Source organism: uncultured Anaerobiospirillum sp., from assembly GCF_902485895.1.
GTDB lineage: Bacteria > Pseudomonadota > Gammaproteobacteria > Enterobacterales > Succinivibrionaceae > Anaerobiospirillum > Anaerobiospirillum succiniciproducens.
Genome location: NZ_CABTML010000071.1, coordinates 1 through 16,303 on the forward strand (window position 1 = coordinate 1; position 16,303 = coordinate 16,303).

At 42.5% G+C, this 16,303-nt stretch carries 10 protein-coding genes; 8 read left to right on the plus strand and 2 right to left on the minus strand.

Annotated elements, in window-relative coordinates:
* Nucleotides 1-183: 183 nt before the first annotated feature.
* Nucleotides 184-1,329, minus strand: a complete 1,146-nt coding sequence (gene dctP, locus RDO37_RS05920) for a TRAP transporter substrate-binding protein DctP (protein ID WP_308498433.1) — start codon at nt 1,327-1,329, stop codon at nt 184-186.
* Between the two features lie 1,272 nt (nt 1,330-2,601).
* Between dctP and RDO37_RS05925 the strand changes: the two genes are divergently transcribed.
* Nucleotides 2,602-3,453, plus strand: a complete 852-nt coding sequence (locus tag RDO37_RS05925; RefSeq protein WP_273319648.1) for a hypothetical protein — start codon at nt 2,602-2,604, stop codon at nt 3,451-3,453.
* A 621-nt stretch (nt 3,454-4,074) separates the two neighbouring features.
* Here RDO37_RS05925 and RDO37_RS05930 read toward each other — a convergent pair.
* Complete coding sequence (locus RDO37_RS05930) at nt 4,075-5,517, minus strand: carbon starvation protein A (RefSeq protein ID WP_308498434.1); 1,443 nt, start codon at nt 5,515-5,517, stop codon at nt 4,075-4,077.
* A 1,790-nt stretch (nt 5,518-7,307) separates the two neighbouring features.
* On the opposite strand from RDO37_RS05930, the gene RDO37_RS05935 reads away from it, so the two are divergent.
* The 7 genes from RDO37_RS05935 (at nt 7,308) to RDO37_RS05965 (ending at nt 15,680) form a co-directional block, all read left to right on the plus strand.
* Nucleotides 7,308-7,535: a FeoA family protein gene (locus RDO37_RS05935; RefSeq protein WP_044121528.1), complete on the plus strand. Its 228-nt coding sequence runs from the start codon at nt 7,308-7,310 to the stop codon at nt 7,533-7,535.
* A 21-nt stretch (nt 7,536-7,556) separates the two neighbouring features.
* Nucleotides 7,557-9,692 carry a ferrous iron transport protein B gene (gene feoB, locus RDO37_RS05940; RefSeq protein WP_308498435.1) on the plus strand — a complete coding sequence of 712 codons (2,136 nt, stop codon included), beginning with the start codon at nt 7,557-7,559 and terminating at the stop codon, nt 9,690-9,692.
* Nucleotides 9,693-10,111: 419 nt separating this feature from the next.
* On the plus strand, nt 10,112-10,438 hold the full coding sequence (locus RDO37_RS05945; protein WP_027939434.1) for a YbaB/EbfC family nucleoid-associated protein: 327 nt from the start codon (nt 10,112-10,114) through the stop codon (nt 10,436-10,438).
* A 124-nt stretch (nt 10,439-10,562) separates the two neighbouring features.
* Entirely contained in the window at nt 10,563-11,171 is a 609-nt protein-coding gene (gene recR / locus RDO37_RS05950) for a recombination mediator RecR (protein WP_027939433.1), read from the plus strand.
* 700 nt (nt 11,172-11,871) lie between these two features.
* Complete coding sequence (gene htpG / locus RDO37_RS05955; protein WP_308498436.1) at nt 11,872-13,824, plus strand: molecular chaperone HtpG; 1,953 nt, start codon at nt 11,872-11,874, stop codon at nt 13,822-13,824.
* A 407-nt stretch (nt 13,825-14,231) separates the two neighbouring features.
* A complete protein-coding gene (gene adk, locus RDO37_RS05960) occupies nt 14,232-14,891 on the plus strand; it encodes an adenylate kinase (protein WP_027939431.1) in 660 nt (219 codons plus the stop codon).
* Between the two features lie 273 nt (nt 14,892-15,164).
* Nucleotides 15,165-15,680 (plus strand): hypothetical protein, encoded by a 516-nt coding sequence (locus RDO37_RS05965; protein ID WP_273324192.1) that lies wholly within the window; start codon nt 15,165-15,167, stop codon nt 15,678-15,680.
* The last annotated feature ends 623 nt before the right edge of the window (nt 15,681-16,303 follow it).

The window sequence follows — 16,303 nt, forward strand, 5'->3', positions numbered from 1 at the left end:
ACATACTTAAAATACATACTATTCGAGCATCCTGTTTTCATATTGAATGCGATTAATAGGCTGTTTCTTAATTACTTAGGCAACTCCCCAATGTCAGTGAAATGCTTAAAAATGGAAGGTATCAAACAAAAAGGCCTTGCTAAAGGAAGGCCTGAGTTTGTTAAAAGGAAAGATTGAGATTTGTTATTTCTTTAGGCTGCCAGTTTCAGGGTCTAAGCCGTTACCGGTGTAGTAAGACCAAGGCACGGTCTTAGCGTTAACAGTTTGGTAGTAAAGACCAGGAGTCCAGTGCTCAGAAACGTCACGACGAGCATAGAAAGATCTTGCTGCAGTGTTGATATCTCTAAAGAACTGTGGAGATGGCTCGGTCACAGTTACACCAGCAGCAATCAGATGTTTAAGTGCAGCATGCTCCTCAGCCATTTGAACCACATTAAAGAATTTTGCAGCACGATCGCAGCTTTGTTTGAAGATCTCCTGATCTGAGGTGCTTAGTGACTGCCAGAATGCATTGGAAACAGCTACACCACTAAGATCATATACGTGGGCAGTTTTTAACAAATATGAAGCTGCTTTGTAAAAGCCACCTGCATAAATAGTAGCGATAGGTCGCTCTACAGCATCGATCTCTTTATTGCGCAGTGCGGCTAAAACCTTAGTTGCTGGCATCTTAGTAGGCTCAGTACCAAAGGTTTGCCAAGTCCTGTACTGAATGTCATTCATTGGGGTACGAATGCGCAGACCTTGTAATTCAGAGAATTTGGTAATTGGTCGAGTAGTTAAAAGATGGCGCACACCATAGCACCAGTCAAAGGATATAACTCTGATGTTGTGTTCTCTAGATAACTTATCAAATTGTGCTTTAGTCCACTTGCTGTCTACAAGACGTAAAGCTTCATCCCAGTTATTGAACAGATATGGGCCATACAGAACACCTAAGTCATAGGCCCCCATGGCATAGAGGCTGGCACCATCTACAACAGTAGCGAGATGCTCACCTTGCTGCATACGCTCTAAAATTGAGTTCTTTTCACCTAAAGATGCACTTGGATAAAGCTCAAGAGAAATTCTGCCATGAGTGCGGTTTTCAAGTTCTTCTTTCCAGCGCTGCATGCCGAGATCTAGAGGCTCACCAGCAACACCGTCGTAACCTACCTTAAGGACAATTTGAGCTTTAACTACATTAGTGCTACCGCTTTTGCCATCAACCTTAGCCACTTTTGATTCGTCAGAGCATGCGCTCAGACCGATAATCATGGCTAATGAAGCGAAAACCATAATTGCTCTACGTATTAAGTTACGTATAGAGCTATTGTGAGTGTAGAACATGATTACGTCCCAACTTGATCCAAGTCTTATTGGCTTACGCAGTTATCAATGCTACAGCTGAGCAGATACGTTAGTCCTGCATTCTTTAAAACATTTGAGTCTAGGTTTACCTTGTTCATGACAAGATCAATATAGGTTACTCACTTCAAAGTGCATGACTAATTAAGGTGCTTTGTAAATAGACTTCTAAGCTTGTTAGCTCGATGCCTGAACTTATGTGTTTGATTGATGCGCTGCTAAGTGAACAAGACGGATGCTTGATTCGACTTTAGACAAAACAAGAATATGCACATATGCATCTTGCCTTTGGCAAGTGCAATACACTTCATTAATAAAGGTTACTTGGACTTGTGTATAAACACGGTGTCTCTTAGGAGTATCCAAACTTTGGTTTTAAGCAAGATTACATCTCCTAACCACTATAAAATGAAGCATACCGAGGACTTGCTTATCAATCACTGCTACATTTTGTATTCAATTAATATAGAACTGATTGAGAAGCTATGTGAGTGTCTATATCTTCAATCTTTCATAGGCCAAGATAAAGCATGGCATGTGAATAATTAAAGCAGCGGCGTGCATGAAAAATAATATCAGTTTAAACAGCCCTGTGCACGTCAATCTTGATACAGCATACAACTCAGTTGATAGTTTTGCCATACTAGTCACATTAGTAACCAATATCTAAGAAAGAAATCAGATTTGTTTACATCATTACGGCAAAGTCGATCATCAAATAATCGAGCAAAAGTCGATCATTTTTTAGTGGAAATTACGACCAACTTCTCTAACCTTGATCGTCATTTTTAAGAAAAGTGTTAGTACATATCATAGATTACAGATACACATGTTTAATGTGTGGGCTTTTTTAGTCTGTCCCTAGATACTCTCAAACACATTAATATTGGCAGTTTAGAGTAAAAAATATTCGTTTTTACTGACAAACAAACTAATTTGGTAAAGTTTGAAAAATTATTACGTTGCTATAATCCCGCCGCTCATTAAGACATAAAACGCAGCATACATATATCTAACAAGCTTAGCGCTTTGTGTCCTTTCTTCTTTGTAGTCCATTGAGCTTTACTAATATTTGGTGCCCAAGGCAGTGTACTCAATTAATTGGTATGCAAAGAAGAAAGAGCAATGTCATAGCTAAGCAAGTAATTAAAGAGGTGCACCTCTTTATATGCAGTGCCATGCTGTATCTTGATGAGATTTTACATGCACTGTCATATACGTTAATTTGTGTTTTATCTTGAGGTAGATTCTTTTATGAAGCGTTCTTTAATATCTGCTGCATTAGCTACTGTAGCTGCCTGCGCTATTTCATCAGCTGCTATTGCTGCTCCTTTCTTTGTAAACCTGGATCTCGTTGGTACTGCTGATGCTGATATCAAGGGCTCAAATGCAGAGATGAAGACCACCAGCTATGGCATTAATGGTGGTACTGATTGGATTTCTGTTGGTGTAACTCGTACTGATTACGATTTTTCCAACCTCAACAACGCTCCATTTGATTCTCTTAACAAGGTATATGTAGACTTACGTTACGATGGCTACATTTCTTCCAACATCCGTTACTATGCAGGTTTAAACCTCGCTGCTTTATACGAGAGCGATCTGGATATCGGTAACAGCTACAACATTTCCCCACGTATTGCTGTAGGTTGGGAGTTCATGAACGGCATTACCGCATTTGCTGGTGCCTTTGCTAGTCTTAACGAAGCTGATAACATCTTCGAGCCTATCTTTGGTCTTGAGGTTGGCAAAAATCATGAGCTTGGCTGGACTGGTTCTATTGCTTACCCAAGCACCCGTATTCAGTATCGTTTCAACCCAACTTGGGCTGTTGATGCTAGCTTCATGACTGTACGTGATACCTACAACTTAGATGATGACTCATCAAAGCCAGCTAAGCTTAAGAATGGCTACATGCGTGAAGAGTCTTACGGTTTAGGTCTTGGCGTTTCATACACCCCAGTGCAGATGGTTACCATTTCTGCTGGCTTAGTTTCCTACTTCGACCGTGAGTTCAAGTTCTACGACCAAGGTGGCAACTCCATCGGTACCGTTGAGACTGACAACTCCAATGGCGCTTACGTACGCGCTGCTATCAACTTCTAAGATAGCTAAGCGGCTACGCTTCTTATGCCACGTTGAGTGAATGCAGCGATTACAAAGATCGCAGTGTCCCTCAGCTAAAAGAAAAGGTCGGTTACCCTATAAAAGGTGGCCGGCCTTTTCTTTTATCTACGCCCAAATGCAGTATGACTTTCCGTCAATGTACGCCTGAAAGTAGCATGGCTATCCGTATATCTACGCCTGAAAATGGCATTACTGTCCATCTGTCAACGCCCAAAGGCAGTAGGCCCTTTCGTTTATCTGTACCAAATAAGCAGACCTTTTGCTTGTATGGCTAAAAGTTAGCAAAAGTGTGAATGCTTGGTAAATCGCTAGTAGATTCTTTGTTTTATGCAGCCTATGTACACTCAAGCGCGGGCAATTAAGGCTAAACTGCTCTTTAACAAGGCAATGATGCGGGAAGTGGCAATTGCAGGGCAATTAACAGTATAGCTATGAGCTAGCTAAGATTGAGGTGGGGTTAGAGAGCTTGTGATGTTTTGGCAGACGAGGTATGGATAGGTTTTGTTGTAGCGCAGAAATAAAAATACCGCATCAAGTGCGGCATTTTTAAACTGGTAGCTAGTGTGCTACCAGCTTTAAGAAATATATTTAGGCTATGGATTAAACATCCATTGGAGCGCCTTCGATTTCGCTCTTGCCTAACATTAAGAAGACTACGAACATACCAACGGCTGCAACAAGACCGATAATCTGAGCGATAAAGATGTCAACGCCTAAGCCCATGTTTGGCTCGTAGATAATGTAGGTTACACATGCTGCAGAGATGAATGCTGCTGGAATAGAGCAGATTAAGTGCAGCTTGTTACGACGGTAGAGGTATGCAGCTGCAGTCCAGAGCATAATACCGGCGAGTACCTGGTTGGAGAAGCCGAAGTATCTCCAAATGATGTTGAAGTCGATGAATGACAGAGCAATACCAAGTGCGAATAATGGCACTGCAATGTACAGACGCTTAATTGGCTGGGTCTGGTCTAAGTTGAATACTTCAGCAATGGTAAGACGTGCAGCACGGAAAGCGGTATCACCAGAGGTAACTGGCAGAACAATAACACCTAAGATAGCTAAAAGACCACCGAATGAACCCATCAGAACGATAGATGCATCGTAAACAACGGCAGAAGCGGTACCGGCATTAATGGTTGCGCTTAATTCTTCTGGAGATACGTAGAAGGTCATACCTACGGTTGCCCATACGAGACCGATGAAGCCTTCAGCAATCATACCACCGTAGAATACCATGCGACCTTCGTTCTCAGACTCGATGCAGCGTGCCATCAGAGGAGACTGGGTTGCGTGGAAGCCAGATAATGCACCACAAGCAATGGTGATGAACATTAAAGGCCATAATGGCAGATCAGCAGGATGTGGATTTACGCCCCACTCAGCCCATGAGTAGAACTGCTCTGGCATCTTTAAGAATAATGCTGCAGTTACGCCCACGGCCATAACGATAAGGAGTGCACCGAAGATTGGGTAGATTCGGCCAATTAACTTATCGATTGGTACTAAGGTAGCAATGAAGTAGTAAACGAAGATAACGCCAAGCCAGAATAAGAAGTCCAGTGACTCAGGGGTCAGCTTAGCAAGCAGGTTTGCAGGAGAAGTTGCGAATACCACACCTACTAATAAGAGCAGGATAATGGCGAATACGCGCATCAGTTGCTTGAAGAACTTACCTAAGTTGTAGCCTACGATCTGAGGAACGTTAGCGCCCTGGTAACGGACGGATAACATACCACCGAAGTAATCGTGCACTGCACCGGCAAAGATGGAACCTAATACGATCCATAACAGAGCCTGTGGGCCGTATAAAGCACCCATGATAGGGCCGAATACAGGGCCTACGCCTGCAATGTTAAGCAGCTGAATTAACCACAGCTTCCACTTTGGCATGGAAACATAGTCAACACCGTCGAACTTGGTAACAGCTGGTGTCTTACGATTAGGATCAGGTTGGAAAACCTTTTCAACGAACTTGCCGTACAGCCAATAGCCTACTAAAAGGCCAATGGTTGCAATGATAAACCACATATACCTAGGCATTTGTGACTCCTTCCTTAACAAACCTCAACAAACCACAGTCAGGACATAGCAAGATGGTGGTGAGTGTTATATGAGCACTCTTGCCAAAGAAACACTTTGTATATCTTTGGTAAATTACTAAACAAGCGAGTAAAAGTACGCCTTAACTAAGGCGCTTTTAAAAGCTTGATAGCTGACTGTCATTGTTTTGTTTTGGATAGATACGAGATCATCTTATGGAGGGCAACTAAATAATTAACTGCGCTCTTGCCACAAGATCAAACTGTTCTTCTCTCACCATAGATTAACGCTTAGGTGCAAGCTGTACGCTAGATAGTGAGCAAAGAGCTCCTAAACGGAGGCTAGTCTTTGCTAGACAAAAGATCACCTAATGTCAGTCTAAACCGCATACGATTGTACTGGTTTAAGGAAGATTTGATGCTAAGTTTCTAAGCAAAATGAGTGTTCGCTCTCATTGCTAAAAAATTATCTGGATGTAGATCCCATTTTTCGCACCGTAATTGTCTGATTTGAGGAAATTTGTCAGACAAGCAAGAGTACGTTTTATGTTAACTATATCTCTCGAAAATTGGCATAAAAATCAGCATTTCTCTTTTGCTTGTACTGTAAAACTATCGCTCACAACATAATATGGTGCCAATGCAAAATTAGCAGTTTTAGAGACTTGGCTTATGTCTACACATATATGTATGCAAAAGGAAAAGAAACATATGCGCAGCCTTGCCACTATTGGGCAAATAAAAACTTAGGCATCATCTTGTCTGTATTGGGAAAACAAAACGTATTCATGGCCTTGCCTGTATTGGGCAAATAAATCATAGGCATGGCCTTGCCTGTATTGGGCAAACAAAACTTAGGCATCACCTTGTCTGTATTGGGTAAAAACTTAAGAGCTGCAAATGTTTGAGTTGAGATCTAAGAGGTTGTAGTTCAGCGTATGAAGCTATCAAATTGTGACGACAAGGTATTAATTGAGTAGTGCTATGAGGTTGTTATGAGCTATGGCCTGTTATAGCTATAGATAGTGGGTAAAAGTCTCTATCTGAAAGCTACAGTTTTATTCGTTGATCTGATTACTTGTGAGACAAGTTAAGTGTTTATTTTTATGTCCTCTTCGCAAAACTAGATACGTAAAGGGATTTATCAAAAATCCCATGGTTTAAGCATTTTGCTGTGGTTCATTTGTGATCAAAACTTAAGAAAGTCGTTGCAAATTCGTGTCAGTAAGCATAGACTAATTTGTGCAAGTGTAGGGTAACTATTGTTAGTCACTTCTAGCTTTGTAAGCTTGACCACAAAACTTAAGCAAGGTCAGGTGCAATCATGGTAGAAGAAACATTTATTTACAGTGCGCTTGTAAAGCCGAATGGCAAGAAGACCTGAACATATGGAGCTGCTAGTTACTTTTTCTTAGCAGTGTCATACATGAGGCTAGTCACAATAGGTTGAAGAAGCTCAAGTTAATACCACTTCTTTGGTGACTACTTTTTAACAAAATTGAACGCTCTACATCCTCAGGTAGTCATACAACCATGATATATACCTGATACAAATGGTTTTTTCTATCTCATTTGTCAGCTTAAGGTGATGTTTGGCGTACAATACTCAGACACATTTGGTGTAGCGCAGCACGCCGCTATAAGCGCAGTGCTACCTCGACAACAAGTCAGCTTGAACAAAGATAGTTAAAACATCTCTTTGCTCTGTTTTTAACTCTCTTGTGTCGTGTCAACCAGGTTTCTGGGTTTCTGCGGATTCTTTTGAGAAGCCAAAGCGCTTAAATACATATTATGAGTAAGACTTTAGATACTTTAGAGGTTGGTCAGAGTGGTACTGTGAGTGCAGTTAATGGCCATAATACCTCCCTGCGTCGCAGATTGCTTGATATGGGCTTGACCCCAAACACTCAGGTCAAGATTATGCGCCTTGCTCCTTTGGGTGACCCAATGGAGCTTGAGGTGCGCGGTTATGCCTTAACCATCCGTAAGGATGACGCTAAGCTGATTGAAATCGCCTAGTATCAAGGAGCACGAAAACAAATGAGCAAGACTATTGCTTTGATTGGCAATCAAAACTGCGGTAAGACTACCCTGTTTAATTGCATCACCGGTTCTAATCAGTATGTTGGCAACTGGCCTGGTGTAACCCTTGATAAGGTTGCTGGTTTCGTTTCATCACAGAATTTGAAGGTTGTTGACCTTCCTGGTCTTTACTCTCTTTCTCCATATTCACCAGAGGAAATTGTCTCCCGTAATTTCCTTATCGATGGTGATTATGATGTCATCGTTAACTTAGTCGATGCCACCCACCTTGAGCGTTCCTTATCTTTAACTTGTGAAGTCATGACCTTTAAAAGACCAATGGTTATTGCACTGAACATGATTGATAAGGCTGAAAAGTCGAGCATCAAGATAGATACTGCAGCTATGTCCAAGCGTTTTGGCGTACCTGTAGTTGCCATCTCAGCAGCTAATAGCTTTGGTATTGATAAGCTCTTTGAAGCTATTGAAAACGCCACTGTTCCATCAGCCATGATTTATGATGAGGCTTTAGAGCAGTCTATTGCGTCAGTTGCCTCAGAGCTTAAGAATGAATCTAATGAAGGTAACAGCCGCTTTGCTGCTATGTCTTTACTGCAAAATGATAAAGCCTTTATGCAGCAGTATAAGAACAATGAAGCTGAGCTAGGCATCATCAATCGTGAGATCTTAAACCTTGAGAAGAAGTATTCTACTGATGTTGAGTCTCTGATTGCTCAAGAGCGCTATAGCTTTATTGATAGCGTAATTGCTCAGTGCGTAGTAAAGGGTAAGGGTATCTACAATGACATCTCACGTAAGATCGATAATGTAGTAACTCACCGTTATTTAGGTATCCCAATCTTCATCGGCGTAGTATGGATGGTTTACTACTTAGCAGTAAGCACCATTGGTACTATGGGTACTGATTACGCCAACGACGTGCTCTTTGGAACTTATGCTACTGAAGCAGCTACTTCCTTGATGGAGAGTATCTCAGCTCCAGAATGGCTCTCTGGTTTAGTAGTTGACGGCATTATCGGTGGTGTTGGCGCTGTTTTAGGTTTCGTACCTCAAATGATCGTTCTCTTTGCTCTTTTATCTATTCTTGAGCAAAGCGGTTATATGACTCGTGTGGCATTCGTTCTTGACCGTGTCTTCCGTCACTTCGGTCTTTCTGGTCGTTGCTTCATTCCAATGGTAGTTGCCTCTGGTTGCGGTGTGCCAGCTATTATGGCTACTAATAACATTGATAATATCAATGAGAAGCGCATTACCATTATTACCACTACCTTTGTACCATGCTCAGCTAAGCTCCCAATCTTAGCTATGATTGCAGCTGCATTCTTCCCTGAGTCAACCTTCGTTGCTCCTGCAGTTTACTTCTTAGCTATCTTCAGCATTGGCTTTACTGCATACATCTTAAAGAAAGATACTGCTTTTAAAGAGGAAGTATCTCCATTTGTTCTTGAGATGCCAAACTACAATATGCCAAAGCTGCGTAACGTATTTCGTTCAACTTACGAGCGCTGCCGTGCATTCGTTATCAAGGCCGGTACCGTAATTTTTGCAACCGTAGTAGTAATCTGGTTCCTATCTAACTTCAACTTCACCTCTGAAGGTTTCGGTATGGTTGAGGTTAATGATTCCATTCTGGCTGCTATCGGTTCAGCTATCGCTTTTATCTTTATTCCACTTGGCTTTGCATCCTGGCAGGCTTCAGTATCCGTTATCACTGGTCTTCTTGCTAAGGAGAACGTGGTTGGTACTTTAGCTGTGCTGCTTGGCTTAGGCGAGGTTGCTGAGGATGATGCTTCATTAGGCGCTGCATTAAATGCTGAGTTCTCAACTTCAGCTGCAGCTATGGCTTTCTTAGCTTTTAACCTGTTCTCAACTCCATGTATCGCAGCTTTAGGTGCAATGCGTCGTCAGCTTAAGAGCCCACGTCTGTTTACCTTTGCTGTTGTTTACATGCTTGCCTTCGCTTATGGCCTTGCCATGGTAATCTACCAGCTTGGTGGCTTTATCACTGGTCAGGTAGGCTTTGGCCCAGGTACTGTGGTAGCAGGTGTGATTGTGCTACTTGCTCTGTATTTAGTGTTCCGTCCAGAGCGTAAGGCACGTACCTCCATTCAGATTCCTGTAAAGCAGATCTAGATGTTTAGGTAGTAAGCAAAAAACTGTTAGCTACCTAAAACAAAATTTAATCCCTCAGTAGAGTTTTTAATCAAAAGCTCATTGCTTAGGTTCCTCAAATGCCAGTACAGCACTAGGTTGTCCTGGCATTTTTTATGTGCAGTATCTTAGGTTTAAATGCTAAGAGCTATTAACAGATAGAGGCAACTAAATTTGGTGTGTACCACACAGCACGAGGGTAAGCTTGAGTAGTCTCATATGTAACCTCAAGCTTTGTTTTTAGACCACATACACAACATAAAGACTACCAATCTATCTTTGCAATTTGCCTTTTTATCTCATGCGTTTGTTGAGATTGTTCGTCGCTTTTATCTAAGACCCTTGTGTTTTGGTTCTAGCTTAGTCAAAATAGCAGCATTGAATTATTGGGAGTCGATTACATGTTTAACATGAACAATATGATGAAGCAGGCTCAAATGCTTCAGGAGCGTATGGCCAAGGCTCAAGAAGAGGCAGCAGCCTTAGAGTGCACCGGTGAGTCAGGAGCTGGTTTAGTTAAGGTTACCGTTAACGGTCGTCACGAAGTTCGTCGTGTTGAAATCGCCGATTCTTTATTTGAAGGCGAAATCGACAAGGAAATGATCGAAGATCTGATTGCTGCAGCTTGCAACGATGCTAGCCGTCGTGTTGAGGAAGAGAGCAAGGCTGTTATGTCAAAGGTTACCGCTGGTATCCCTCTGCCACCAGGCATGAAGCTTCCTTTCTAAAGTTTCGTCCATCATTTGATGTACGTACGGATACTGTTGTCATATAAGTAGACAGCATTGAGTATCATCAAGCCCGGTGATCCGTAATCAGGAAACCGGGTTTTGTTTTTTAAGAAGTTACAAGATGTCATCATCCGCTCAATTGGACAAACTGATCAAAGCACTGCAAATACAGCCAGGCATTGGTCATCGTTCAGCCACACGTATTGCCTATAATCTTCTCGACAGACGTAGACAGGCCGCAGTTGAATTAGGCCAGGTACTAATCGAGTCAATGAACAATATCAAGCTCTGTAGCTGTTGCCGTAATTACTCAGATAATGATCTGTGTAATTTATGCGCATCAGAGGAGCGTCATAAGGCAAGATCTCTGTGCGTGGTTGAAAGTCCATCTGATGTTGAGGCCATTGAGAATAGTAATAACTTCTTTGGTCTGTACTTCGTATTACACGGCCATTTATCTCCAATCGATGGAGTTGGTGCTAAAGAGTTAGGCTTATATCAGCTCGATCAGCTGCTTGCGCAAAACAAGTTTGATGAGATGATTTTAGCTACTAATCCAACTGTTGAGGGTGATGCAACTGCATCCTTTATTGCCTCGATGGCTAAGCACCACAACATACAAAAGATCTCCAAGATCGCATCAGGCGTTCCATTAGGCGGTGATCTTGATAACGTCGACCAAAAGACTCTCGGCTCAGCTCTTATGAACCGCCGCCCATACGAGTCCTAAAGATCGCACACGAGCCATGGCGATCTCATGCCATGGCCATAGCCATGCCATGCCATGATCTAGGCACATTCTCACTCCACTTATATGCTACAGCTATGCTGCGATCTTAAATAGACTATCAATGCATACACTAGCACTTGCTTAAGTCATGATCTTGCATAGGCAAATGCTCATGTCATGATCTTGCAAAGGCATATGCTCAAGTCATGATCTTTTGAGCTAGCAACACAATCAACTAGCTCATGTAAACTCAAGATCGTAGACACCTCGCCTGTTAATTGCTCTGCATGCGCCAAAGCATGCTTGTCTACAAAAGCCTAATAGCTACCTTAATCTATTAGCATGACTGCACATACAGTAGATCCGCGATCATTAGCTGAGCGGTGCGATTTTTGAATAAGATCAGACATTGGCCGCTCACCACCTTTAAGTTAATTGTTATTGGCATTAATTACTTCTATGAGGTGCTCGTCCATTTGATAAATTTGGCTGAAGGTGGGTATTTTGTGTGGCGTGAAGTGAAAAAAGTTTAGTGATGCACTTGAAAGTATAACAAGCTGTCCCCATATATCTTTCAAACAGCAAGAAACCGTTTGTTGATGGCGTTTGATGAGCGTTTTGCTGGTCTTTATGACACAAAAGCCGATCTTAAAAAACTAACGCTTATGACGGTTAGATGTGCTTTGGGAGAATTTTTTAAATGTCAGCTACTGTACACGGCTTTCAGACCGAAGTTACCAAGCTTTTAAACTTACTGGCCCACTCTCTTTACTCAAACAAAGAGGTATTCCTGCGCGAGCTTATTTCTAATGCATCTGATGCTATCGATAAGCTGCACTTCATGTCCCTGACAAATCCAGATCTCATCAAGGAAGATCCAGATTTTAAGATCCGTCTGCGTGCTGACAAGGACACCGGTACTTTAACCATTTCTGACAATGGTTTAGGTATGACCTTAGAAGAGGCTAATGCCAACTTAGGTACCATTGCTAAGTCTGGTACTGAAGAGTTCGTCAAGAACCTCTCTGGCGATCAAGCTAAGGACTCACAGTTAATCGGCCAGTTCGGTGTTGGTTTCTACTCTGCTTTCATCGTTGCAGATCAGGTTACCGTAATTTCACGTAGCGCTAATGCCTCTGCTGATGAGGGTGTTCGCTGGTTCTCTACTGGTAATGGCAGCTTTGAGTCAGAGAACATTAATGTACCTAACCGTGGTACCTCTATCGTTCTGCACTTAAAGGATAGCGAGAAAGAGTTCTTAGACTCTTGGACCTTACGTCAGGCTATCACTAAGTACTCTGACCACATCTCTACTCCTGTTGAGCTTTATGACAGTGTTTATGAAGAGAACAAGGATGAGGGTGAGAGCGCAGAGGGTGAGAAGAAAGAGCCTACTCAGACTTTCAAGTATGTTCAGGTTAATGATGCAAAGGCTCTGTGGACTCGTACTCCAAAAGACATCACTGATGAAGAGTATCAGAACTTCTACAAGCACTCCTTTACTGACTATGCAGATGCTTTAACCTGGTCTCACAACAAGGTAGAAGGTGAGCTTGAGTACACCTCATTACTCTACATCCCATCAGTAGCTCCAATGAACCTGATGATGCGTGACAATCACAGCTCCATCAAGCTGTATGTACAGCGTGTATTCATCATGGATGAGGATGAGCAGTTTATTCCTCAGTACTTACGCTTTATGCGCGGCTTAGTTGATACTAATGCACTGCCATTAAACGTAAGCCGTGAGCTCTTACAAGAGAGCAAGGTATCTCGCAAGTTAAAGAGCGCTATTACTAAGCGTTCCTTAAGCCTCATCGAGAAGTTAAGTGCAGACAAAGATAAGTATGCAAAGTTTGTTGCTGCTTTCAATGACGTACTTAAAGAGGGTGTTTCTGACGATCACGAGAACCGCAACAAGGTCTTAAAGCTGATTCGTTTTGCTTCTACCCATGACACTGCAGCAAGTTGCAATGTTTCCTTAGACGAGTACATCTCTCGTATGAAGGAAGGTCAGAAGAACATCTACTACCTGTGCGCTGATGATTATGATAAGGCCGTAAACTCTTCATACTTAGAGCGTTTAAAGGCTAAGGATATCGAAGTTCTGCTCTTATGGAAGCAGCCTATCGATCAGTGGATGTGCTCATTCTTAAATGAGTACGAGGGCAAGAAGTTCATCTCCGTAACTGCCGCCGATCTCGAGCTTGGCGATCTTGAAGATGCCGCTGAGAAGGAGAAGCAAGAGCAGTTCCGTAAGGACAACGAGGATCTCGTAAAGCGCTTTAAGGAAGCTTTAGGCGATAGCGTTGAAGATGTGCGTGTTGCTAGCTCCTTAACTGAGTCTCCTGCTTGCTTAGTTCAGTCTGCAGCCGGTGCTGGCTTTAGCCGTCAGATGCGTTTCATTGCTAAGATGCAGGGCACTGAGTTACCTGACGAGAAGTACATCATGGAGATCAATCCAGATCACGAGATCGTTAAGGAAGCTTATAGCGAGATTGATGAGACTGTATTTAAGGATTGGGCAAAGCTCATCTTTATGCAGGCAACTCTTGCTGATGAGGGCACCTTAAAGAACCCACGCGAGTTCGTATCTTTAATGAATAAGATGATGCTCAAGCGCAAGACTGTAGCTACTGGCTTAGAGGCTTAATGACTAGCTTAAGCTAAATACAGTTGCCTTTTGGCATCAAAAAATAAAGGCCATAAGTACCAATCTACTTATGGCCTTTGTCGTATTTATGGCCGCACTTGCCTCATCAAGCTCAAGCTATAGCGCTAGCGTCTGCTACGCTAATGGCTCAACGCTCTTATTTATAGACCAGCTTTGGGTATACAGCTATAAAGCCGCCATGCTTGTGCGGCTAAGATCTAGCAGGCCTCCATACTTTAGTGGCTAAGATCTAGCAAGCCGCCATACTCTAGCTGCTAAGAGCCAGCGGGCCTTCATGTTATTAGCTAGTGGCGTACGTATAGCGATGCAAGTTTCGTTTTGGTGCGTATGCAAGATATCTTGTATAATGCATGACTATCAGATTACTTTTAACAGCAGGAGCTATCATGCGCATTATTCTGTTAGGCCCACCAGGCGCTGGTAAGGGTACCCAAGCTCAGACTTTAACCAAGGCATTCTCCATTCCACAGATCTCCACTGGCGATATGCTGCGTGCTGCTATCAAGGAAGGCACTCCATTAGGTTTACAAGCTAAGGCTGTAATGGATGCAGGCAAGCTTGTATCTGATGAGATCATCATTGGCCTGGTAAAAGAGCGTATTGCTGCTGATGATTGCAAGAACGGTTTCTTATTTGACGGCTTCCCACGTACCATCCCACAGGCTGAGGCTTTAGTTGAGGCTGGCATCGAGATTGATGGCGTTGTAGAGCTGCAGGTTCCTGATGAGAAGATCGTTAAGCGTATGTCAGGCCGTCGCGTACACTTAGCCTCTGGCCGTACCTACCACATCGTCTACAACCCACCAAAGGTTGAGGGCAAGGATGACGTAACTGGTGAAGACCTCGTAATCCGTGCTGATGACGAAGAGGCAACTGTACGTTCACGTCTTGAGGTTTACCACAACCAGACCGAGCCTCTCGTAGCTTTTTACAAGAAGCTTGCATCTGAGGGTAAGACTTATTACTTAGCTTTAGACGGTGATCGCCCAGTTGAGACCATCGCTCAGGAAATGGTTGACTCTCTGAACGCTAACGCCAAGAAGTAATTGGTAATTAACGTTTTGTGCTCAAAGGTGATTACAAATAGCGCTGCTATATAAGAAAGTACTTAAGGTACAGCTTAATAGCGCATTATCGCCGACTTAAGAGCCATAAAATAGGGCTGCCACTATGGCAGCCTTATTGTTGCAAGCAGCTAATGTAAGTTTTACTAAAGTATTTAACGGCAGCCATGTTTATATTTGAGTATTGCTGCCGTTAGGTATTTGGCCATCGTACACAGCAAAGTTAAGATGTGTATGGGCAAAAGGAGTTTTTAGATGCATCACTCTCTATCATTATGGCGCTCTATTTGCGCAGCATCCGTATTAGCTACTGTTTGTGCAGGTGTATCCTATGCTGATGACAACTTAGATAAAGTGGCTGTTCATGCAGAGAAAGCTGATGTTACTGCACAAGATTACTCCCAAAACATTCCATGCCCACCATTTTGGAGTGTTCAGCCTAATCCAAGCATGGATAACTCATTATCTTATGTACACGAGTCTGGTTCTATTGCAGTAAGCGTTACTTATATTGCTGATAAGTCTGGCTCTCAAGTAAGTGCTGAGACTTTCTCACGCGTAGCAGCTGAGCAGATGAATTGCACTTTGCCAGTAAGATCCAACATCTTAAAGAAAGCTTGGGCCTTTAATTGCGATGATGATATCGAAGCCCTTGTTTATGGTGAGCCTGGCAACTTAGTACTCCTTAGCATCTCAGGACGTAATGACGATACCGAAAGCTATTTCGAGTCTTTTATCTCATTCCTGTCTTATCAAGCTAGTTCACGCTAATGTAGCTAGAAGCATATGCTTAGCTTGCACTAGCGCTTACAAGCATATGCTTAGCTTGAGCAACTTATTAGCTTATGAGCATATGCTTAGCTTGAGCGAGAGCTTATAAGCATTCACATGAGTACCTGCCTTAGCAGATGAGTGATTTCCTTTATGGGACTTTGACTATCGACGCTAAGAGCATGGGTTCCCTCCTTTTATAAACGAATCTGCTGCGAGCGTTAAGACAAGGACAGCAGATGCGTGCACCTCTATTCAAGCAAATCTCATTTAGCACTATCTAAAGGATTAACGTAATAGCTTACTTAGCTATCCTTAATCGGCATATGCATGATGGGCTATATATGCACGTGCAAGAGATTCTTCAAAAGCATTAGTACACTATTGTGCCTTAAGTAATCTATCAAAACTAAAGTACAGTGGATACATAATGATTTGTGTTTAGACAGATCGCTTGTATTGATATGCATGCACTCTTTAGTGCCAGAAAAGAATAGGGAATCCTATTTTTAGGCAGTTATGTTTGAAAAAGCGCTTAAAATGGGCATATATCTATCATATAGCTCACAGAAAAAGGCCATATCCTGCATGCTGTGCTAAGATAACAGTGAACTAGTATTTTT

Excerpts from the sequence above, each read along its gene's own strand:
- dctP (WP_308498433.1), bottom strand. The coding sequence starts at position 1,329 with ATGTTCTACACTCACAATAGCTCTATACGTAACTTAATACGTAGAGCA.
- RDO37_RS05925 (WP_273319648.1), top strand. The coding sequence starts at position 2,602 with ATGAAGCGTTCTTTAATATCTGCTGCATTAGCTACTGTAGCTGCCTGC.
- RDO37_RS05930 (WP_308498434.1), bottom strand. The coding sequence starts at position 5,517 with ATGCCTAGGTATATGTGGTTTATCATTGCAACCATTGGCCTTTTAGTA.
- RDO37_RS05935 (WP_044121528.1), top strand. The coding sequence starts at position 7,308 with ATGAGTAAGACTTTAGATACTTTAGAGGTTGGTCAGAGTGGTACTGTG.
- feoB (WP_308498435.1), top strand. The coding sequence starts at position 7,557 with ATGAGCAAGACTATTGCTTTGATTGGCAATCAAAACTGCGGTAAGACT.
- RDO37_RS05945 (WP_027939434.1), top strand. The coding sequence starts at position 10,112 with ATGTTTAACATGAACAATATGATGAAGCAGGCTCAAATGCTTCAGGAG.
- recR (WP_027939433.1), top strand. The coding sequence starts at position 10,563 with ATGTCATCATCCGCTCAATTGGACAAACTGATCAAAGCACTGCAAATA.
- htpG (WP_308498436.1), top strand. The coding sequence starts at position 11,872 with ATGTCAGCTACTGTACACGGCTTTCAGACCGAAGTTACCAAGCTTTTA.
- adk (WP_027939431.1), top strand. The coding sequence starts at position 14,232 with ATGCGCATTATTCTGTTAGGCCCACCAGGCGCTGGTAAGGGTACCCAA.
- RDO37_RS05965 (WP_273324192.1), top strand. The coding sequence starts at position 15,165 with ATGCATCACTCTCTATCATTATGGCGCTCTATTTGCGCAGCATCCGTA.